General features: G+C 73.2%; 16 protein-coding genes and 1 pseudogene. 5 read left to right on the top strand and 12 right to left on the bottom strand.

What is annotated here, in order from left to right:
• Positions 1-102: 102 nt before the first annotated feature.
• Positions 103-1,605: an acyl-CoA synthetase gene (locus IGS69_RS32285; RefSeq protein ID WP_190903984.1), complete on the bottom strand. Its 1,503-nt coding sequence runs from the start codon at positions 1,603-1,605 to the stop codon at positions 103-105.
• A gap of 212 nt (positions 1,606-1,817) precedes the next feature.
• Here IGS69_RS32285 and IGS69_RS32280 point away from each other — a divergent pair, with 212 nt between their 5' ends.
• Positions 1,818-4,244: a penicillin acylase family protein gene (locus IGS69_RS32280; protein ID WP_190903983.1), complete on the top strand. Its 2,427-nt coding sequence runs from the start codon at positions 1,818-1,820 to the stop codon at positions 4,242-4,244.
• Positions 4,245-4,321: 77 nt separating this feature from the next.
• Here the strand turns inward: IGS69_RS32280 and IGS69_RS32275 are convergent, their stop codons facing one another.
• The gene (locus IGS69_RS32275; protein WP_190903982.1) at positions 4,322-5,872 is read right to left on the bottom strand and encodes an acyl-CoA synthetase; all 1,551 of its coding nucleotides are present in this window, start codon (positions 5,870-5,872) and stop codon (positions 4,322-4,324) included.
• Entirely contained in the window at positions 5,869-6,981 is a 1,113-nt protein-coding gene (locus IGS69_RS32270; protein ID WP_190903981.1) for an NAD(P)H-dependent flavin oxidoreductase, read from the bottom strand. Before IGS69_RS32270 ends, IGS69_RS32275 begins: the two co-directional genes overlap by 4 nt.
• 159 nt (positions 6,982-7,140) lie before the next feature.
• Between IGS69_RS32270 and IGS69_RS32265 the strand changes: the two genes are divergently transcribed.
• Complete coding sequence (locus IGS69_RS32265; protein ID WP_232543701.1) at positions 7,141-8,919, top strand: serine hydrolase domain-containing protein; 1,779 nt, start codon at positions 7,141-7,143, stop codon at positions 8,917-8,919.
• Positions 8,920-9,001: 82 nt separating this feature from the next.
• Here the strand turns inward: IGS69_RS32265 and IGS69_RS32260 are convergent, their stop codons facing one another.
• The 4 genes from IGS69_RS32260 to IGS69_RS32245 form a co-directional block, all read right to left on the bottom strand.
• Positions 9,002-9,193 carry a DUF2795 domain-containing protein gene (locus tag IGS69_RS32260; protein ID WP_190903979.1) on the bottom strand — a complete coding sequence of 64 codons (192 nt, stop codon included), beginning with the start codon at positions 9,191-9,193 and terminating at the stop codon, positions 9,002-9,004.
• Positions 9,194-9,285: 92 nt separating this feature from the next.
• Positions 9,286-10,863, bottom strand: a complete 1,578-nt coding sequence (locus IGS69_RS32255; protein ID WP_190903978.1) for a phytoene desaturase family protein — start codon at positions 10,861-10,863, stop codon at positions 9,286-9,288.
• 62 nt (positions 10,864-10,925) lie between these two features.
• Complete coding sequence (locus tag IGS69_RS32250) at positions 10,926-13,157, bottom strand: serine/threonine-protein kinase (protein ID WP_190903977.1); 2,232 nt, start codon at positions 13,155-13,157, stop codon at positions 10,926-10,928.
• A 60-nt stretch (positions 13,158-13,217) separates the two neighbouring features.
• Positions 13,218-14,066 carry an oxygenase MpaB family protein gene (locus tag IGS69_RS32245; protein ID WP_190903976.1) on the bottom strand — a complete coding sequence of 283 codons (849 nt, stop codon included), beginning with the start codon at positions 14,064-14,066 and terminating at the stop codon, positions 13,218-13,220.
• Between the two features lie 101 nt (positions 14,067-14,167).
• Between IGS69_RS32245 and IGS69_RS32240 the strand changes: the two genes are divergently transcribed.
• Entirely contained in the window at positions 14,168-14,770 is a 603-nt protein-coding gene (locus IGS69_RS32240) for a 3'-5' exonuclease (protein ID WP_190903975.1), read from the top strand.
• Positions 14,771-14,812: 42 nt separating this feature from the next.
• Here the strand turns inward: IGS69_RS32240 and IGS69_RS32235 are convergent.
• A pseudogene (locus tag IGS69_RS32235) lies at positions 14,813-15,198 on the bottom strand (glycoside hydrolase family 65 protein); the annotation flags it as partial.
• Entirely contained in the window at positions 15,195-16,070 is an 876-nt protein-coding gene (locus IGS69_RS32230) for a universal stress protein (RefSeq protein ID WP_190904740.1), read from the bottom strand. The pseudogene IGS69_RS32235 and the gene IGS69_RS32230, both read right to left, overlap by 4 nt.
• Before the next feature lie 251 nt (positions 16,071-16,321).
• Here IGS69_RS32230 and IGS69_RS32225 point away from each other — a divergent pair, with 251 nt between their 5' ends.
• Positions 16,322-16,780, top strand: coding sequence for a Crp/Fnr family transcriptional regulator (locus IGS69_RS32225; protein ID WP_190903974.1), 459 nt, complete (start codon positions 16,322-16,324; stop codon positions 16,778-16,780).
• A 175-nt stretch (positions 16,781-16,955) separates the two neighbouring features.
• Here IGS69_RS32225 and IGS69_RS32220 read toward each other — a convergent pair whose 3' ends face one another.
• Entirely contained in the window at positions 16,956-17,633 is a 678-nt protein-coding gene (locus tag IGS69_RS32220) for a helix-turn-helix domain-containing protein (RefSeq protein WP_190903973.1), read from the bottom strand.
• Between the two features lie 23 nt (positions 17,634-17,656).
• A complete protein-coding gene (locus tag IGS69_RS32215) occupies positions 17,657-18,730 on the bottom strand; it encodes a zinc-dependent alcohol dehydrogenase family protein (protein WP_190903972.1) in 1,074 nt (357 codons plus the stop codon).
• A 193-nt stretch (positions 18,731-18,923) separates the two neighbouring features.
• Between IGS69_RS32215 and IGS69_RS32210 the strand changes: the two genes are divergently transcribed.
• A complete protein-coding gene (locus tag IGS69_RS32210; RefSeq protein WP_190903971.1) occupies positions 18,924-19,319 on the top strand; it encodes an STAS domain-containing protein in 396 nt (131 codons plus the stop codon).
• A gap of 19 nt (positions 19,320-19,338) precedes the next feature.
• Here IGS69_RS32210 and IGS69_RS32205 read toward each other — a convergent pair whose 3' ends face one another.
• Positions 19,339-19,848: a flavodoxin domain-containing protein gene (locus IGS69_RS32205; protein ID WP_190903970.1), complete on the bottom strand. Its 510-nt coding sequence runs from the start codon at positions 19,846-19,848 to the stop codon at positions 19,339-19,341.
• Positions 19,849-19,856 lie beyond the last annotated feature (8 nt).

Below are 19,856 nucleotides of genomic sequence, written 5' to 3'. Positions count from 1 at the left end.
AAGTCCGGGACGAGGGGCTCCGCGTCCCGCGGCCCCCAGACGCGGTACGCCTGTGTGATGCCGTTCGCCGGCACGGCGCGCGGCGGTTCTCCGGCCCGTGCGCTAGCCGTTCCCGAGGTCGTTCCTCAGTTCGCGCTTGAGGATCTTCCCGCTGGCGTTGCGCGGGAGTTCGTCCACGAACACCACGCGTTTCGGGGCCTTGAAGGGGGCGAGCCGTTCGCGGACGTGGTCGATCAGTTCCGTCTCCGAGACCTCGCCACGCGGCACGACCACGGCTGTCACCGCCTCGATCCAGCGCTCGTCCGGCAGGCCCACCACCGCGGCCTCGGCGACGCCGGGGTGGGTGTACAGGGCGTCCTCGACCTGGCGTGAGGCGATGACGACACCGCCGGAGTTGATGACGTCCTTGACCCGGTCGACGATCGTGAAGTAGCCGTGCGCGTCGCGTACCGCGAGGTCGCCGGAGCGGAACCAGCCGTCGCGGAAGGCCTCGGCGGTCTCCTCGGGCTTGTCCCAGTAGCCCTCGCACAGTTGGGGGGAGCGGTAGACGATCTCGCCGGGCGTGCCGTCGGGAACGTCCTTGCCGTCCTCGTCCACCACACGGGCGTCGACGAACAGGACGGGCCGGCCGCAGGAGTCCAGGCGGCCCTTGTGCTCGCCGGGCGCGAGAACCGTGGCCAGCGGGCCGATCTCGCTCTGGCCGAAGCAGTTGTAGAAGGCCAGGCCGGGCAGGCGCTCCCGGAGCCGTTCGAGTACCGGGACCGGCATGATCGACGCGCCGTAGTACGCCTTGCGCAGGCCGCTCAGGTCGCGGGTGCTGAAGTCGGGGCGGTTGGCCAGGGCGATCCAGACGGTGGGCGGCGCGAACAGGCTGTCCGCTCGGCCCGCCTCGATCAGGTCGAAGAGCCGGTCCCCGTCGGGTGCGTCGAGGATGACGTTCGTCGCGCCGACGGCGAGGTAGGGCAGCAGGAAGACGTGCATCTGCGCCGAGTGGTACAGCGGCAGGGAGTGCGCGGGGCGGTCGCCCGCACTGAGGTCGAGGGCGGTGATCGCGCTCAGGTACTCGTGCACCAGGGCCCGGTGCGTCATCATCGCGCCCTTGGGCAGGGCGGTCGTGCCGGACGTGTAGAGCAGTTGCACCAGGTCCTCGGTGCGCGGCTCGGGGCCGTCGTACGCGGGTGCCTGCGGCAGCCGTGCGAGCAGCGAGTCGTCCGCGTCACGCAGCGGCAAGGTCCGTACGTCGTCCGGGAGTCGGGCGGCCAGGTCCGGGTCGGTGAGGACCAGGGCGCTGCCGGACTGGCCGACGATGTAGGCGAGGTCGTCGCCGGTCAGGTTCTGGTTGACGGGTACGTGCACCAGACCCGCGCGGGCGCAGGCGAGGAAGGCGATCAGGTAGGCGTCGGAGTTGTGGCCGTAGGCGCCGACCCGGTCCCCGCGGGTCAGTCCCTGGTCGAGGAGGACACTCGCCGCGCGGGAGACGGCGGTGTCGAGTTCGTCGTAGGTCCAGGTCCGTTCGCCGTACTCCACCGCGACGCGCGCCGGTGTGCGCCGGGCGCTGCGCCGCAGGACTCCGTCGACCGTGCTGCCGTGTCCGGGCGTCGTCATGACACATGATCCTCGGTTCACCGCCCGAAGAGGTCAAGGACCTGGGACAGGGCGGGGGCCGAGGGGGAGGACCGGACCGGAGCCGGGGGGCGAGGACCGGCCACGGGCAACCCTGCCGCCGTCGACGGCGTCCGCTGTCATGAAACCCACGAACGTTCGATTCAGGTGTGTTCACTCGACACTCCTTTCCCTCGACGATGTTGGAGGGCACGATGCGCAGTCGTCTGAGACGACTTGTTCTCGGGGCCACGGCCCTGGTCACCGCCGCGTCGGCGTTACCCGCGGCGGCCGCCACGACCGGACAGCGAGCAGAGCAGCACCCGTCCCGCGACGGCCTGTCCGCCGTCATCCGCTACACCGAGTACGGCATTCCGCACATCCTCGCGAAGAACTACGCGGACCTGGGCTTCGGTACGGGCTGGGCGCAGGCCGCCGACGAGGTGTGCACGCTCGCCGACGGCTTCGTGACCCTGCGGGGCGAACGGTCCCGGTACTTCGGGGCCGACGCGCCCGCCGGGGGCGACCTCTCGGCGGCCAGGACGAACCTCGCCAGCGACCTGTACTTCCGCGGGGTCCGTGAGAGCGGCACCCTGGAGAAGCTGCTGGCCGAGCGGGCACCCGTGGGGCCGAGCCGTGAGGTCCGCAGCATGATGCGGGGCTGGGCCGCCGGTTACAACGCGTGGCTGAGGCAGAAGAAGGTCACGGACCCGGCCTGTGCGGGCGCCTCCTGGGTCCGGCCGGTCACCGAGCTGGACGTGGCGGCCCGTGGTCTGGCCATCGCCTCGATCTCCGGTGAGGGGCGGTTCGTGGACACGATCACGGCCGCGCAGCCTCCGGCCGGGGGCACGGCCGCCTCCGGCGCTCCGTCCGTCCGCACGCCGGGTGCGAAGGCGGTGGCGAAGGCGGCGGACGAGCTGTGGGGCGACCCCGGCATGGGCTCCAACGCGGTCGCCTTCCGCGGTGACACGACGGCGGGCGGCCGTGGCCTGCTACTGGGCAACCCGCACTACCCGTGGGACGGCGGCCGCCGCTTCTGGCAGTCGCAGCAGACGATCCCGGGCGAGCTGAACGTCTCCGGCGGCTCACTGCTCGGCACGCCGGCGATCTCCATCGGGTTCAACGCACATGTGGCGTGGAGCCACACCGTCTCCACCGGCATCCCGGCCAACTTCCACCGGCTGACGCTCGATCCGGCCGATCCCACGACGTACCTCGTCGACGGCAGGCCGGAACGCATGAAGAAGCGGACGGTGACGGTCGCCGTGAAGGACGGCGCACCGGTCACCCGCACCCAGTGGTGGACCCGCTACGGCCCCGTCGTCACCTCCCTCAGCTCCCAGGTCCCGCTGCTGTGGACCGGGAAGACGGCGTACGCCCTCAACGACCCGAACGCCGCGAACCTGCGCTTCGCCGACACCTCGCTCGGCTTCAGCAAGGCACGCGGCACGGGCGACGTCCTCGCCTCCCTCGACCGGCACCAGGGCATCCCCTGGGTGAACACGATCGCCGCCGACCGCGCGGGGCACTCCCTCTACACCCAGTCCCAGGTACTCCCCCGCATCACCGACGAGTTGGCCGGGCGCTGCTCGACGGAACTCGGCAGGACGACCTACCCGGCGTCCGGGATCGCGATCCTCGACGGCTCGCGCGGCGACTGCGCGCTCGGCAGCGACCCCGGCGCCGTCGTGCCGGGGATCTTCGGGCCGGCAAGGATGCCGACGCTGAAGGACGCCCCCTACGTGGAGAACTCCAACGGCACCGCGTGGATGACCAACGCCGACCGGCCGCTCACCGGATACGAGCGGATCTTCGGCACGGTGGGCACACAGCTCGGGCTGCGCACCCGCGGCGCGATCGAGGACGTGGCGGCGATGGCGGACCGCGGCAACCTGACCGTAGGGGACCTGCAACGGCAGCAGTTCGCCAACCGGGTGCCCGCGGGTGATCTCGCCGCCGCCGACGTGGCACGGGCGTGCGCCGCGCTGCCCGGCGGTACGGCGACGGGCAGCGACGGCAAGGCCGTCGATGTGTCCGCCGCCTGCGGCGTGCTGAAGACGTGGGACCGCACCATGGACACCGGCAGCCGGGGAGCGCTGCTCTTCGACCGGTTCTGGCGCAGGCTCGAACAGGCGGTGCCGGCCGACCGGTTGTGGAAGGTGCCGTTCTCGGCGGCGGACCCGGTCCGTACCCCGAACACCCTGAACACGGACGCACCCGGTCTCCCCACGGCCCTCGCCGACACGGTCGCCGAGCTGCGGGGCGCGGGGATCGCGCTCGACGCGCCGCTCGGCGCGCACCAGTTCGTCGTCCGCGACGGGCAGCGCCTGCCGGTGCCGGGCGGCGCGGGCCGGCTCGGTGTGTGGAACGTGATCGAGCCGGCGTGGGACGCGGCCTCCGGCGGCTACACGGAGGTGCCGTTCGGAACCAGCCATCTGCAGGCGGTCGGCTGGGACGGCAGCCGCTGCCCGGTGGCGCGCACGCTGCTGACGTACGCCCAGTCGTCGAACCCCGAGTCGCCGCACTTCGCCGATCAGACGCGGCTGTTCTCCGGTGAGAAGTGGGTGGCGTCGCGCTTCTGCGAGAAGGACATCCTGTCCTCGCCGGAGCTGAAGGTCCTGCGGGTGCACGAGCGCCGCTGACACGGGGCGCGGGGTGCCGCCCTGTGAGGGCGGCACCCCCGGTCAGGCCCGGCGGGAGCCGTACATCAGCCGCCGCCTCACACCGGTCGCGTCCGGCCCTGCCAGTACGGCTCCCGCAGCCGCCGCTTGTACAGCTTGCCGTTGGGGTCGCGGGGCATCTCGGCGATGAAGTCGACGGATCTGGGCCGCTTGTACCCGGCGAGCCGGTGGGCGCAGTGGTCGAGGAGGCCGGCCGCGAGGGCGGGTCCGGGCCGGTGTCCGGGGTCCGGTTCCACGACCGCCTTGACCTCCTCGCCCCAGTCGTCGTGCGGGATGCCGAAGACGGCGGCGTCCGCGACGGCCGGGTGGGCGAGCAGGGCCGATTCGATCTCGGCCGGGTAGATGTTGACCCCGCCGGAGATGATGAGGTCGATCTTGCGGTCGCGCAGGAAGAGGTAGCCGTCCTCGTCGAGGTGTCCGAGGTCGCCGACGGTGAAGAAGTCTCCGATGCGGTTCTTTCGGGTCTTGGCCTCGTCCTTGTGGTACGCGAAGCCGCCGGTGTTCATCTTCATGTAGACGGTGCCGAGTTCACCGGGCGGCAGCCGGTTGCCGTCGTCGTCGTAGATCGCGAGCTCGCTGATGGGCCAGGCCTTGCCGACGGTGCCGGGCTTCTTCAGCCAGTCCTCGGCGGTGGCGAAGGCGCCGCCGCCCTCGCTGGCCGCGTAGTACTCCTCCACACAGGGCCCCCACCAGTCGAGCATCGCCCGCTTCACATGGTCGGGGCACGGGGCGGCCCCGTGGATGGCGTGCCGCATGGAGGAGACGTCGTAGCGGTCCTTCACCTCGCCGGGCAGCGCCAGCAGGCGGTGGAACTGGGTGGGGACCATATGGGTGTGGGTGCAGCCGTGGGCGTCGATGAGGCGGAGCATCTCCTGGGGCATCCACTTGTCCATCAGGACCAGCCGGTGGCCGATGTGCAGGGACGCGCCGGCGAACTGCAGGACGGCCGTGTGGTAGAGCGGCGAGCACACCAGGTGCACGTTGTCGTCGAACGGCCGGATGCCGAAGATGCCGAGGAAGCCGCCGAGGTAGGCCTCCTCCGGCGGTTTGCCGGGCAGCGGGCGGCGGATGCCTCGGGGGCGGCCGGTGGTGCCCGAGGTGTAGTTCATGACCCAGCCGAGGGTGCGGTCAGCGGGCGCCGACTCGGGCTGTGCGTCGAGGAGTTCGGCGTACGGGCGGAATCCCTCGGCCGTGCCCACGGCATACCGGTGGGTGCCCGGCAGACCGGCCTCGTCGGCGGCGGCGCGGGCCGCGCCGGCGAAGCGCTCGTGGGCGAGGAGCACCTTGGCGCCGGAGTCGGAGACGATCCAGGCGATCTCCGGTCCGACCAGGTGGTGGTTGACGGGGACGAGGTAGAACCCGGCCTGGCTGGCCGCGAGATAGGCGGTGAGGAACTCGACACCGTTGGGCAGGACCACGGCGAAGGTGTCGCCTCGTCGCAGCCCGGCGTCGCGCAGGCCGTGCACGAGCCGGTTGGCGGCGGCGTGCAGACGTCCGGCGGTCCACTCCTCGCCGTCGGGTGCGACGAGCACCTTCCTGGCGGGGTGCTGTGCGGCCTGGGCCCAGAAGCCCACGGGGGGTGTGCTCACGACTGTCCGCTCCTTCCGGCGATGCGGTTGACGCGGTCCACGGCCTGCTCGAAGCCGCGGGTGAGGTCGTCGAAGACGGCCTGGACACTGCGTTCGCTGTTCATCCGGCCGACGATCTGCCCGACCGGGGTGCCGAGCAGCGGGCCGACCTCGTACTTCTGGATGCGCGAGACGGCCTCGGCGACCAGCAGCCCTTGCAGGGGCATGGGCAGAGTGCCGGGCCCGGCCGGGTCGTCCCAGGCATCGGTCCACTCGGTGCGCAGCTGGCGTGCCGGCTTGCCGGTCAGGGCGCGGGAGCGGACGGTGTCGCCGGAGCCGGCCGCGAGGAGTTTGCGGGTCAGGGCGGGTGAGTGGAGGTCCGCTTCCGTGGTGGTCAGCCACATGGAGCCGAGCCACACCCCTTGGGCGCCTAGGGTGAGCGCTGCGGCCACCTGCTGGCCGCTGCCGATGCCGCCGGCGGCCAGGACGGGCATCGGGGCGACGGCGTCGACGACCTCGGGGGTGAGCACCATGGAGGCGATCTCGCCGGTGTGGCCGCCCGCCTCGTAGCCCTGCGCCACGACGATGTCGATCCCGGCGTCCCGGTGCTTGCGGGCGTGCCGGGCGCTGCCCGCGAGTGCGGCGACGAGGACGTTCCGGTCGTGGGCGCGGGCGATGACGTCGGCGGGCGGGGAGCCGAGGGCGTTGGCGAGGAGCCGGATCGGGTAGTCGAAGGCGACGTCCAGCTGGCTCCGGGCGACCTGCTCCATCCAGCCGGTGATGCGCCAGCCGGCCGCCTCGCCCTCGGCGAGTTCGGGCACGCCGTGCTTGGCGAGGGTGTCCCGGACGAACTGCCGGTGCCCTTCGGGGATCATCGCCTCGACATCGGCTTCCGTCACGCCCTCGACCTTCTTCGCCGGCATCACGACGTCCAGGCCGTACGGCCGGCCGCCGACGTGTGCCTCGATCCAGTCCAGGTCGCGGGTGAGCTCGTCGGGGTCGGTGTAGCGGACCGCGCCGAGCACGCCGAAGCCGCCGGCCCGGCTGATGGCCGCGGCGACGGCCGGGAACGGCGTGAAGCCGAAGACGGCGTGCTCGATTCCCAGTTGCCGGCTCAGCTCCGTCTGCATGGGCGCAGGATGCCGGAGTCCCCCGGAGGACGGAAGGGTTTCTCTGATGCTCCGTCAGATTCACGGCTCGGTCGGTTGACGCGTGCGGTCTATGGGCGGAGGCCGCCGGCGGACATACTTCATGGGACAGACGAGCAGGCAGAGGCGAAGGGGTACCCGGTGACCGACGAAGCGGCGAGCGGCGAACTGACCCGGCGTCAACTGGGCAGAGCGGGACTGGCCCTGGGCGGTGCGCTCGCACTCGCCCCGCTGCCCGCCGGGCCCGCCGAGGCCTCCCCGGCGGCCAACCACCACCCCACCCTGCGGCACGGTTCCGCCGCACGCGCCGGACTGCTCTCCTCCCACCTGCGCCGGCTCGTCACCGACGCGGAGGCGTTCCTCGCCCCCTCCCCCAAGCACCCCTGGTACGCCGGCGCCGTCCTGCTCGCCGGACGCGGCGGCACGGTCGCCCTGCACCGGCCCATCGGCATGGCGGTGCGCTACCGGGCCTACGACGAGAAGACCGACACCGGCGTCGAGTTCCCGCCCGGCGAGCAGATCCCGATGGCCGAGGACACCGTGTTCGACCTGGCGTCGGTGTCGAAGCTGTTCACCTCGATCCTCGCCGTGCAGCAGATCGAGCGGGGCGCGCTGGAGCTGGAGGCGAGGGTCGCCTCGTACCTGCCGGACTTCTCCCGCGCGGGCAAGCAGGACATCACGATCCGTCAACTGCTCACCCACACCTCGGGCTTCCGCGCCTGGATCCCGCTGTACAGCGCGCCGACGTACGAGGAGAAGCTCCAGCTCATCTGGAACGAGCAGCCCGTCAGCGCGCCCGGCACGGCGTATCTGTACTCGGACCTGAACCTCATCACGCTCCAGCTCGTGCTGGAACGGATCACGGGCCGCGCCCTGGACGTCCTGCTCCCGGACGAGATCACCGCGCCGCTCGGCCTGCGCCGCACCCGCTACAACCCGCCCGCGTCCTGGCGGCCCAAGGTCGCGGCCACCGAGGACGCGCGGGCCCCGTGGTCCGGCCTGGACCGGGGCCTGGTGTGGGGCGAGGTGCACGACGAGAACGCCTTCAGCCTGGGCGGCGTCGCGGGTCACGCGGGCGTCTTCTCCGACGCGTGGGACCTGGCGGTCCTCGGCCGTACGCTGCTCAACGGCGGTGTCTACGGACGGGAGCGGATCCTGAAACCGGAGTCGGTGGAGCTGCTGTTCACCGACTTCAACACCGCCTTCCCCGGTGACGAGCACGGCCTCGGCTTCGAGCTCTACCAGCACTGGTACATGGGCGCGATGGCCACGCCGCGCACCGCCGGGCACACCGGCTTCACGGGCACCTCGCTGGTGCTCGATCCGACGACCGACTCGTTCCTCGTGGTGCTCGGCAACTCCGTGCACCCGATGCGCAGTTGGCGTTCCGGCTCGGCACCGCGGGTGGCCGCCGCGAACCACCTGGCACGGGCCGTGCCGGTGCGTCCCGCGCGGGGCCGCACGGCCTGGTTCTCCGGAATGGCGGTCGCCACGACGGCGACGCTCACCCTCCCCGCGCTCGACACCACCTCCGGGGGTGCGCGGCTGAGCTGCGCGCTGTGGTGGGACACCGAGCCGAACGCCGACGTACTGGTCCTGGAGGCCACCACCGACGGCGGCACGACCTGGCAGCCGGTGCCCTTCACGACCTCCCGCCGCGGCCAGGAGCCCGAGCAGCACCCCTCGGGCTCGGTCACCGGCTGGTCCGGCCGCGTCTGGCACCGGCTCACCGCCGGCCTCCCCGCCGCCCGGGCTCTGACGCTGCGCTGGCGGTACACGACGGACCGGCTGTACGTGGGCCGCGGCTGCTACGTGGACGCGCCGCGCGTGACGGCGGCCGGCGGCGTCCTGTTCGACGAGGCACACCCGGCGGACGCGGCGCGGATCGAAGCGGTGGGCTGGACGCCGTCGGCCGACTGAGACGGACGGACCCGGGACCGGGACCCGGTTCAGGACCGGGTCACGGGCTCCGGGTCACGGGCTCCGGGTCACGGGCTCCGGGTCACTGGTTGAAGACGGCCTTCTGCACCTCGTTGGGGCCGTCGAATCGGCTCTCCTTCAGGCCGTCGAGGGTCCTGACGATCTTCTCGTCGGCGTGGTTGCTGCGGGCACGCTCCACCAGGTGCTGCTTGTCCGTGGGGTAGTCCATGCCCTTGAGGGCCTTCTGGAGATCGGTCGGGCTGAGCTCGGCCATAGGGCCTCCCGGGGTGGTGCGACCGTCCGCGCGGGGCGGCCGCGGGTACGGATCCTTCGTCCTGTCGGAGTGCCCCTGGATCGGCGTGCGATTCAGTCGTTTCCGCTTTCCAGCACCGCCATCGCCGCGTTGTGTCCCGGCACCCCGCTCACGCCGCCCCCGCGTACCGCGCCCGCCCCGCACAGCAGCACGTTGGCGTGCCCGGTCTCCACGCCCCAGCGGCCGGTGCCGTCCTGGGCGTAGGGCCAGCTCAGCTCGCGGTGGAAGATGTTGCCGCCGGGCAGGCCGAGATCCCGCTCCAGGTCGAGCGGGGTCCTGGCCTCGATGCAGGGGCGTCCGTCGGCGTCGGTGGCCAGGCAGTCGGCGAGGGGCTCGGCCAGGTGGGCGTCGAGCTGGGCGAGGGTCGCCTTCAGCAGGTCCTCGCGCACGCCGTCGTTGTCCCGCTCGAACAGCCGGGCCGGGGTGTGCAGGCCGAAGAGGGTGAGCGTCTGGTAGCCCCGCTCGGCCAGGTCGGGTCCGAGGATGGTCGGATCGGTGAGCGAGTGGCAGTAGATCTCGGACGGCGGCGCGGCCGGCAGGTGACCGGCGGCGGCCTGGGCGTGGGCGGTGGCCAGCTGCTCGTAGCCCTCGGCGATGTGGAAGGTGCCGGCGAAGGCCTCGCGCGGGTCGACGGAGTCGTCGCGCAGCCGCGGCAGCCGCTTCAGCAGCATGTTGACCTTGAGCTGGGCGCCCTCGGCCGGAGGCGGGGCCGGGTCGCCGGTCAGCTCGGCCAGGGCCTGCGGGGAGGCGTTCACCAGGACGTGCCGGGCGGCGACGATGCCTTCGCCGTCGGCCGTGCGGTAGGTGACCTCGGCGGTCCGGCCGTCCGTGGCGATGCGCAGCGCCTCGTGTCCGGTCGCGAGGACGGCGCCCGCCGCGCGGGCGGCGTCGGCGAGGGCGTCGGTGAGGGCTCCCATGCCGCCGACGGGCACGTCCCAGTCGCCGGTGCCGCCGCCGATCACGTGGTAGAGGAAGCAGCGGTTCTGTCTCAGGGCGGAGTCGTGCGCGTCGGCGAAGGTGCCGATGAGTGCGTCGGTGAGGACGACGCCGCGCACCAGGTCGTCCGCGAAGCGCTCCTCGACGGCGACGCCGATCGGTTCCTCGAACAGCACCCGCCAGGCTTCCTCGTCGTCGAGGCGGCGGCGCAGCGCCTCGCGGGTGGGCAGCGGTTCGGTGAGGGTCGGGAAGATCCGCTCGGCGGCGCGGCCGGTCATGCCGTAGAACTCCTGCCAGGCCCGGAACTCGCGGTCGGAGCCGGTGAGCCGGGCGAACGCCTCCCGGGTGCGCCGTTCGCCGCCGCCGACGAGGAGTCCGGTGGGCCTGCCGCCGCGTTCGGCGGGGGTGTAGGAGGAGACGGTACGGGTGCGCACCCGGAAGTCCAGGTCGAGGTCCCGGACGATCTTCCTGGGCAGCAGGCTGACCAGGTACGAGTAGCGGGACAGCCGGGCGTCGACACCGGCGAAGGGCCGGGTGGACACCGCCGCGCCGCCCGTGTGGTCCAGCCGCTCCAGGACGAGCACGGAGCGGCCGGCCCGGGCCAGATAGGCGGCGGCCACCAGGCCGTTGTGGCCGCCGCCCACGATGACGGCGTCGTAGGTCCGGTGTGCGCGGGGTGCCTCGGGTGCGGTCATGGTTCTTGGTAACACGGGGTGATCCGGATCGGCCAGAGGGTGCCTGCCTGCTCCGTCGGAGGTCAGTGCCCCGCCGCGGCCCGCTGCTCCCGCAGGGCCGCGACTCTTCGGTACAGGGCCACGGCCTCGGCGCCGCGGCCGAGCTGCTCCAGGCAGTGGGCCTCGTCGTTGCGGCTGGCGAGGGTGTCGGGATGGTCGGCGCCGAGAACGCGTTCGCGGGCGGCGGCCACGCGCCGGTACTCGGTCAGCGCGTCGGCCCAGTGGCCCAGCCAGCCGAGGCCGACGGCGACCTCGCGGCAGCTGACGAGGGTGTCCGGGTGCTCGGGGCCGAGGACCTGTTCGCGCTGGGCGGCCACTTCACGGGATTCCGCGAGGGCCTCCTCCCAGCGGCCGAGCCGCCCGAGGTTGACGCAGCGGCCGTGGCGGGCGCGCAGGGTCTCGGGGTGCATGGGGCCCTGGCTGCGGCTGCGGTCGCCGGCCAGGACGCGGTAGAGGTCCAGGGCCTCCGCGCTGCGGCCGAGGCGGCCCAGGCTGATGCCGATCTCGTGCCGGGCGGCGAGCGTGTCGGGGTGGTCGGGGCCGAGGGCGCGAGCGCGGGCCCCGGCGACCTCCTGGTAGGTCTGCAGGGCTTCGGCCCACCGGCCCAACTGCCCCAGGGCGTAGGCGACTTCGTAGCGGGTGACGAGGGTGTCGGGGTGGTCCGGGCCGAGCACACGGGAGCGGGCCCGGGCCACCTCGCGCGCCATGCGGTACGAGTCCTCCAGGCGGCCGAGGCGGCTCAGGTTGAAGGCGAGGTTGTGGCGGCAGCGCAGGGTGTCGGGGTGGTCGGGGCCCATGAGCTGCTCGCGGGCGGTGAGCACCGACGTGTAGACGCGGTGGGCGTCGAAGGCGCGGCCCAGCTGGCCGAGCACATAGGCCATCTCCTGGCGGGCGGCCAGGGTGTCGGGGTGATCGGCGCCGAGGGTGCGGATCCTGGCCTCGGTGACGTGCTTGTACTCGCGCAGGGCGTCCGCGGCGCGGCCGGTGCGGCTGAGGGTGAACGCCACCTCGTAGCGGCTGGAGAGGGTGTCGGGGTGGTCGGGGCCGAGGAGGTGTTCGCGTTCGGCGGCGACCCCCCGGTGCACCTCGCCCGCCTCCGTCCAGCGGCCGAGCCGGCCGAGGCTCAGGCCCGCGTTGTGCCGGCCGGCCAGGGCGGTCAGGACCTCCGTGGGCGGGGCGGGCCGCTCGGCGGGGACGGGTTCGGCGACGACCGGACCGGTGGCGGGGCGGGCGATCCACTCGCCGGACAGCCCGGCCGCCGGGTCCGGTGGGGTGGTGCGCAGTGCGGTGCCGGTCGCCTTGCGGCCGGTGGTCATGCCGCGGGTCCAGGACGGCAGCCGGGGCGGGCCGGCCCGCCCGCCGGGGGCCGGGCGGGCCGCGGCGACGGCGGTGACGTACGCCGGCGCGCCCCGGTGGGCGCTGATCCGGCGGGCCAGCTCGCGGGCGTCGTCGGGCCGTTGCGCGGGTTCCTTGGCGAGCAGGTCGAGGACGACCCGCTCCAGGTACTCGGGCAGTTCGGCGCGGTGCTCGCGCGGCGGGCGGGGCGGGGTGTCGCGGTGGCCGACGAGGATCGCCCAGGCGTCGCCGAGGTCGAACGGCGGTACGCCGGTGGCGATCTCGTACAGCACGCACCCGAACGAGTAGAGGTCGCTGCGCTGGTCGACCTCGGTGCCGCTGATCTGCTCCGGGGACATGTAGTGGGGGGTGCCCATGGCGATGCCCGTGCCGGTCAGCCGGGAGGTGAAGCCGATGTCGTGCCCGAGTCGCGCTATGCCGAAGTCGCAGATCTTCACCGTGCCGTCGCCCAGCCGCACGATGTTCGCGGGTTTGAGGTCCCGGTGGACGATGCCCTGTTCATGGCAGTAGGCGAGGGCCGCGGCGACCTGCTCGGCGATCTCCACGACGTCCGCGACCGGCAGCGGGTGCTGCTTGTTGTCCTCCAGGAGCTGGCTGAGGTTGCGGCCGTCCAGCAGTTCCATGACGAGGTAGAGGACGCCGTCGGACTCGCCGAAGTCGTGCACGACGGTGATGCCGCGGTGCTGCAGCGCGGCGGCCACCCGGGCCTCGCGGCGGAACCGCTCCCGCAGCACTCGCGTGAAGGCGTGGTCGTGGTTCGGACCCAGCGGTTTGAGGCACTTGACGGCGACGTGCCGGCCCAGGGACTCGTCCCGGGCCCGCCACACCTCGCCCATGCCGCCGCGCCCGATCAGATCGAGCAGCCGGTACCGGCCCTGGATGAGCCTGCTGTCCCCCATGTCGCGCGACGCTCCCCCCGGTAGCTGTCCGCCCGCCCCTGGCCCACCCAGTATGGCGGCCTATCGTCCGAGTTTGTACGGTGCCGGGCGCGCGTCGGGGCCGAGCCTCGCCATGGCCCGCAGAATGTGTTTGGGCGGGAGTTGCCAGCGCACACGTGCGGGGATGCGGCGCAGCAGGAGGCCCGCGAGGCGCAGTTGGCGGGTGACGGTGGCGGGGTCGGGGGCCGCTCTGCCGTACAACTCGTGGGCGTACGGCGGCAGGGAGGCGTACGCCAGATGCGCCACGCGCCGCCACAGCACGTCGCGCGCCGGTACGAGGAGGGGGTGCGTCGGCGGGCGGAGCAGGAAGTCGTCCACCGCGCGTGCCTCGGGTCCGGCGGCGAGGCCCGGGCGCACCTTCTCGAAGTACTCGGCCAGCTCGGCCCGGTTGGCCGGTACGGCGTCGGGGTCGACGCCCACCAGGCGTGCGCTCTCCCGGTGTTCGGCGACGTACCGGTCGGCCTCGGCGCCGGTGAGCCGGAGTCCGGAACGGTGTGCGACGTGCAGATACGAGTCGATCTCGGCGCAGTGCACCCACATCAGGAGGGCGGGTTCGTCGACGCCGTAGCGCTCGCCGGTGTCCGGGTCGGTCGCGGTCAGCATGCGGTGGATCTTCCGGACGCGGGCACCGGCGCGCTCGGCGGCGTCGGTGGTGCCGTACGTCGTCGTCCCGACGAAGCTCGCGGTGCGCAGCAGCCGGCCCCAGGCGTCCCGCCGGAAGTCGGAGTTCTGCATCACCCCGCGGACGGCACGGGGGTGCAGGGCCTGGAGGTAGAGCGCACGGACGCCCGCTATCCACATCACCGGGTCGCTGTGCACCTGCCAGGTCACCGAGTCCGGACCGAACAGCCCCGGGTCCGCGCCGGTCATGCGCCTCACCTCCGCCCGGCGGACACGATGGCACAGGCCGGACAGCCGGTCGATACGCAGGCGGTAGTAGCCTGGCGGCCACCGTGCCCCAGGGAGACGTCTTGCGTACGTTCGTCGTGTTCGACCTCGAGTTCACGTCCTGGCAGGGGGCGCTGGAGGAGGACTGGGGGGCGCCGGGGCAGCTGCGCGAGATCGTGCAGATCGGGGCGCTGCGGCTGCGCGAGGACTTCTCCGTCGCGGAGGAGTTCGAGGCACTGGTGCGGCCCGTGGTCAATCCGCGGCTGTCCGCCTACTTCACCGGTCTCACCGGCATCGACCAGGAACGGGTGGACCGGGAGGGAGTCCCCCCGGCCGAGGCACTGGGCGACTTCCTGGGGTTCTGCCGGGGACAGTCCGTCCTGTCCTACGGCAACGACATGGTCGTGCTCGGGGAGAACCTGGGCTGGGCGCGCGCCCGTGGGGAGAAGGTCAACAACGGTTTCCTGCCCGCCCATTTCCTGAACATCCGCCCGTGGCTGAACGCCCTGGCACCGGCGACGGCGACGGCCAACGTCGGGCGCCTGTGGCAGGTGCTCGGCCTCCCCCGGCCCGCGGGCGGGCAGGAGCACTCGGCGCTCTTCGACTGCCGTTCCTTCGCGGCGGCCCTCGCGCACCTGTGCCACGCGGGAGCGGTGCTGCCCGAGGGGTGCCTGCCGCGTCCCTGAGGGGATCCGCTCACGGGCCCCTCGGCGAGGGGCGGACGCTGTCCGTGCGGCAGCAGCGGCTGGTGCACCTGCGGCGTACCGGGTGCGGCGCTCCAGCAGGCCCGGGTCCAGGTGGAGGGTCTGGCGGTGCTGAGGACGGTCGCCGTGTCGGGGGTGAGCCAGGGCCCGGCCGGGACGCGGAAGCGCAGCGGGAGCCAGTTGGGGTGGTTCGCCAGGTTCTCGTTCTCGACGCGGCGTCCCGCGATCTCGGAGGTGAGCCGGTCGCACCAGCCCGCCGCGTAGGTGCCCGGGTGGTGCACGTCGTCCGCCGCGCACTCGGGCAGGGCCCCGCAGGTGGCGAAGTAGCCGTTGCCCAGGGTGCACAGCGACTCCCGGAGCCGTGCCTCCGCGGGTCGGTATCCCTCGTACGCCCAGGTGCGGTCCGTCACGGGAGCGTCTCCGCCGGGACGCCCTGCGGCACGACGGCCACGGGGCACTCGGCGTGGTGCAGCAGGGTGTGGGCCACCGTGCCGAGCTGGAGCCCGAAGTGGCCCTGCCGGCGCCGGGCGCCGACGACGACCAGATCGGCCGCGGCCGAGCGGTGCACCAGCACCTTGCGGGCCGGGCCCTCGACCGCGGTGCGGTTCACCCGGACACCGGGGTGGGCGGCCGAGGCGTCGCGCAGCAGTTCGTCGAGCTCGGTGCGGGCGCGCTCCTCGTGGCCGCGGTCGGACGCCTCGGCGGATGCGTGCACGGGGCGGCGCCAGGCCCGGACCGCGTCCAGGGCGCACCCGCGGACCTCGGTCTCCTGAAAGGCGAAGCGCGCCGCTTCGCCGCCGGTGGCCGGGCTGCCGGCGCCGAGCAGGATCCGCTGGTGGGTACCGGCCAGGCCGGCCTTGTCACCGCGTACCACGATCACCGGGCAGTGGGCCCGTGCCGCGACGGCCAGGCCGACGGAGCCGAGGAGCAGTCCCCTCAGCTCGCCGTGGCCCCGCGAACCGGTGATCAGGGCGGTGGCGTTGTCGCTCTCCGTCAGGAGGGCTTCCGTCGCGTCGGCGGGGACGACGTCGGTGGACACCTTCACTCCGGGATTGCGCCGTTCGGCCCGCTCCGCCGCGGCGGCGACGACGTGATCGGCCCTCTCCTGCCCGGCGGGGCGGTCCGGACCGATCGACGGGGTGAGGCCCTCGTACCGCTGCCCGAGGGAGCCGTGGACCAGCCTCAGGGGCAGGCCGTGCCGGGCCGCTTCGTCCACCGCCCAGTCGACCGCGGACAGGCTGCCGTCCGATCCGTCGACCCCCACGACCAGGGGACGTTCCATGGTCATCGTTCCCACCGCCTCGTGCACGGCGTGGTGCGGGCAGAATGCGGGCCCACTCTCACCGTCGCACCCGCGGCTGCCGCCCGCGAGGGGCGATCGGTCCCTCGCGGGGGCCGTTCGGCCCGTGGTGCGCCGAACGGACCGGGCTCAGGCTGGAGTCGGCGGCCCAGGGCGCCTCGGCACACGGAGGAGCACGGCGCCGCGCGACGGACTCGCCGTCCGACCGGGCGGGAGCTGAAGGGAGCCGGGCGATGACCTCCACCACCAACCTGTCCACGGGCCTCACAGCCGGGCATCGCGAGCGGCTGATGCGCGTGGCCCGCGAGGTGTCCTTCGACACGGGCACCCGCATCTTCGAGGAAGGGCGGCGCGCCGACCGGTTCTGGATCGTGCGGACCGGGACGGTCGCGCTCGACCTGCGTGTCCCCGGCCGGCGGGCGGCCGTCGTCGAGTCCCTGGGGCACGGGGAGCTGATCGGCTGGTCGTGGCATTTCCCGCCGCACGTGTGGCATCTGGGCGCGGAGGCCATGAGTCCGGTGCGGGCCTGGGAGTTCGACGCGGAGGCGGTACGGGGGATGTGCGCGCGCGACCCCGAATTCGGCCGTGCGATCGCGGACTGGGTCGGCCGGGTGGTCGCCCACCGGCTGCACGCGTCGCGTGTCCGGTTGCTCGACCTGTACGCCCCCTACGGCAGCGGAAGCCACATGTGAGAGACGGCCCGCCGGTCCGGCCCCACTGCGCCCGCTTCACGGCCGGGTGCCGGGTTGGACGGGCGGCCTGTTGCTGCGCGGGCGGCCGGGTGCTGCGCGGCCAGCCTGTTGCTGCGCGGCCGGCCTGTTGGTTCGCGGCACCCGCGCTCAGGCCACCGCGCTCGGGCCACCGCGCTCAGGCCACCGTGATCCGGCGCCCGGTGACGGCGACGGGCTCGACACGCAGCCACAGTTCACGCCGGCCTCCCGCCCAGGGTGTGCTGAAGGCCTGCTCCTCGAGACGGGCGGCCTCGTCCGGGTCCGTCACCGTCGTCGCGGGGCCCCGCACCAGCACGCTCCAGCCCTCGCTGAACGCCTCGTCGATGCGGTCGGTTTCGAAGGCGACCTGGTGGCCGTCCGCCTGTGCCGGGATCGTGCCGGGCTCGGTGCGGAAGACGATCCCGCCGTCGACGACGCTGTAGTTGACCGGTACGACGACCGGTCCGGAATCCGTGGGCACGGCGAGGCGTCCCACTCCGTGGGCCGACAGCAGGGAGCGGCACTCGGCCTCGGTCAGCTCCGTGAACCGGGGTGTGCGGGCGGCCCGGCCGAGCCCGGGCGGCAGCTCGGTGTCGCCGCCGGTCAGGTGCCACACCGTGGTCTTCAGCGCTCCCGCCAGCCGCAGGAGGGTGCCCGCGCCCGGGTCGGCGGTCGGCCGCTCCTCCAGGTACTGGAGGTAGGCGGGCGCCATGCCCGCCCGGGTGGCCGCCTCCTGCCGGCTCAGGCCGAGTTCCGTACGCCGCCGGGTGATCCGCCGCCCGAGGTCACCCATCGGGCGTCCTTCGACGGCATGCGACGAGGCCCGTTCGGTCATGACCCCTTCACCTCTCTCCTTCGTCAGGCCGCCCGGTACGGGACGACTTCCTCGTGCGGCTCCTCGCCCAGGACGACCTTGAGCGCCCCGGTGTCGGCGCCCCGGGCGAAGACGTCGTACGCCTCCTCCATGTGCGTCAGCGGGAACGTGTGCGTGACCAGCTCCCCGGTGGGCAGGCGGCCCGCGGCCGCCATCCGGAGCAGGGTGGGGGTGGAACACGTGTCCACCAGCCCCGTGGTGATGGTGACGTCCTTGATCCACAGGTCTTCCAGATGGAGCGTCACGGGCTTGCCGTGCACGCCGACGTTGGCGACGTGGCCGCCGGGCCGCACCATCCGCGTGCACAGTTCGAACGTCTCCGGCAGGCCGACCGCCTCGACGACCACGTCCGCACCCAGTCCGTCGGTGAGGTCTTCGACCAGCTGTTCGGGGGCCTCCCGGGCGTCCGCCACGGCGTCCGCGCCGAGGTTCCGGGCCGCTTCCAGCCGCGCGGCGGCGATATCGACCGCGACGATGCGTTCCGGAGCGAACAGCCGCGCGGTCGCGACCGCGGCGAGCCCGACGGGGCCGGCGCCCACGACGGCGACGGTGTCTCCAGGCCGTACATTCCCGTTGAGCACGCCGACCTCGTAGGAGGTCGGGAAGATGTCGGCCAGCAGCACGGCGTCCTTGCTCTCCAGGGCGCTGGGCAGCGGGTGCGCCGAGAGATCCGCGAAGGGCACGCGGACGTACTCGGCCTGGGTGCCGTCGACCAGGTGGCCCAGGATCCAGCCTCCACCGCCCCGGCACTGGCCGTACGTCCCCTCCCGGCAGAAGTCGCAGCGGCCGCAGGCGGTGATGCAGGAGACCAGTACCCGGTCGCCCGGCCGCACCGTGCGTACGTCACCGCCGACGTCGACGACCTCGCCGACCGCCTCGTGCCCCAGCACCGTGCCGGGGCGCACCTCGGGGACGTCGCCCTTGAGGATGTGCAGGTCCGTTCCGCAGATGGTGACGGCGTCGACACGGACGATGGCGTCGGTCGGCTCCTTGACGCCGGGGTCCGGGACGTCCTCCCATGCGGACTGTCCAGGGCCGTGGAACACGTAGGCCTTCATGGAGTCCCCACCTTCCTGGGACGGGTGGTGTGACCGGTGCGCACCGCAGTTCCAGCTTGACGCGGATCGGTGCGACGCGCTTGGGCCGGCCGGTCCCGTCCGCGGGCCGACCGGGGCCCGACGGTCCTTCCTCCCCGCGGACTAGGGCCGATCGGCCCTACCGCACGCCGCGCCGGCACGCTTTGCTCGGACCATGTCCGACATCCTCGACAGGTCCGCGCAGCCGCTCCAGGAGCGGACGGCACACGTCGTGACGCTGCGCGGCGAGCTCGATCTGTTCGCGGCACCGGCCCTCAGGGCCCGCCTCGACATGCTGAGCGCCGGCCCCTGCCCCGATCTGGTGCTGGATCTGCGCCCGGTGTCGTTCATCGACTGCTCGGGGCTGGGGGTCCTGTGCCGGGTGCGGAACCGCGTCAGCGCGCGGCAGGGCCGGCTGCGTCTGGTGACGGACAGCACGTCCCTGCGGCGCGTCCTGCGGTACACCGGCATGGCGGGGGTCTTCGAGCTGCTTCCCGGGATGCCGGTGGGGGTCGACGGCAGGACCGCGGTGGACGCCCCCGACGGCGGTGCTCCGATCGCGTCAAGGTGAGTCGGCTCGTGGGATCGCGTCACACGAGGTCAGCTCGTGAGGTCAGCTCGTGGCCGATCTTCGCCGCCCATGCCTCGATCCGCGGGAAGTCCCGGAAGTCCCCGCCCTTCCCGTTGCGCAGGATCATCCGGGCGACCCAGCCCTTCGCACCTTCCCGGAGGCAGCCGCCGAAGGTGACGTGCTCCCTGGCGTCGAGCCGGTCGGCGGCCTTCTTCACTCCGGGCACGGGCGGGATGTCCCGCTCCGACGCCGAGGGGTCCAGCGGACCGCTGCTGAAAAACCACAGCGGGCGCTCCCCCAGGGCCTTGCCGTGGCGCCGGACGAAGCGCCGGGCGTCCTTGTGCCAGTGGCCGGCGTACAGGCCGCCCCCCACGACGACGGCGTCGTACGCCGCCACATCCGGCACGGCGGCGGCCGGGAGGGCCTCGGCCGTCAGCCCCTCCTTGCGCAGGACCTCGGCGATGGTCTCGGCGATCTCCGCGGTCGATCCGTTCGTCGTTCCGTAGGCGACGAGCACGTTCGTCGGCATGCCGGTCC

This window comes from Streptomyces tuirus (assembly GCF_014701095.1).
Taxonomy (GTDB): Bacteria; Actinomycetota; Actinomycetes; order Streptomycetales; family Streptomycetaceae; genus Streptomyces; species Streptomyces tuirus.
Note: the sequence above shows the minus strand (reverse complement) of the source record. Positions and strands in the feature narration are given on the sequence as shown.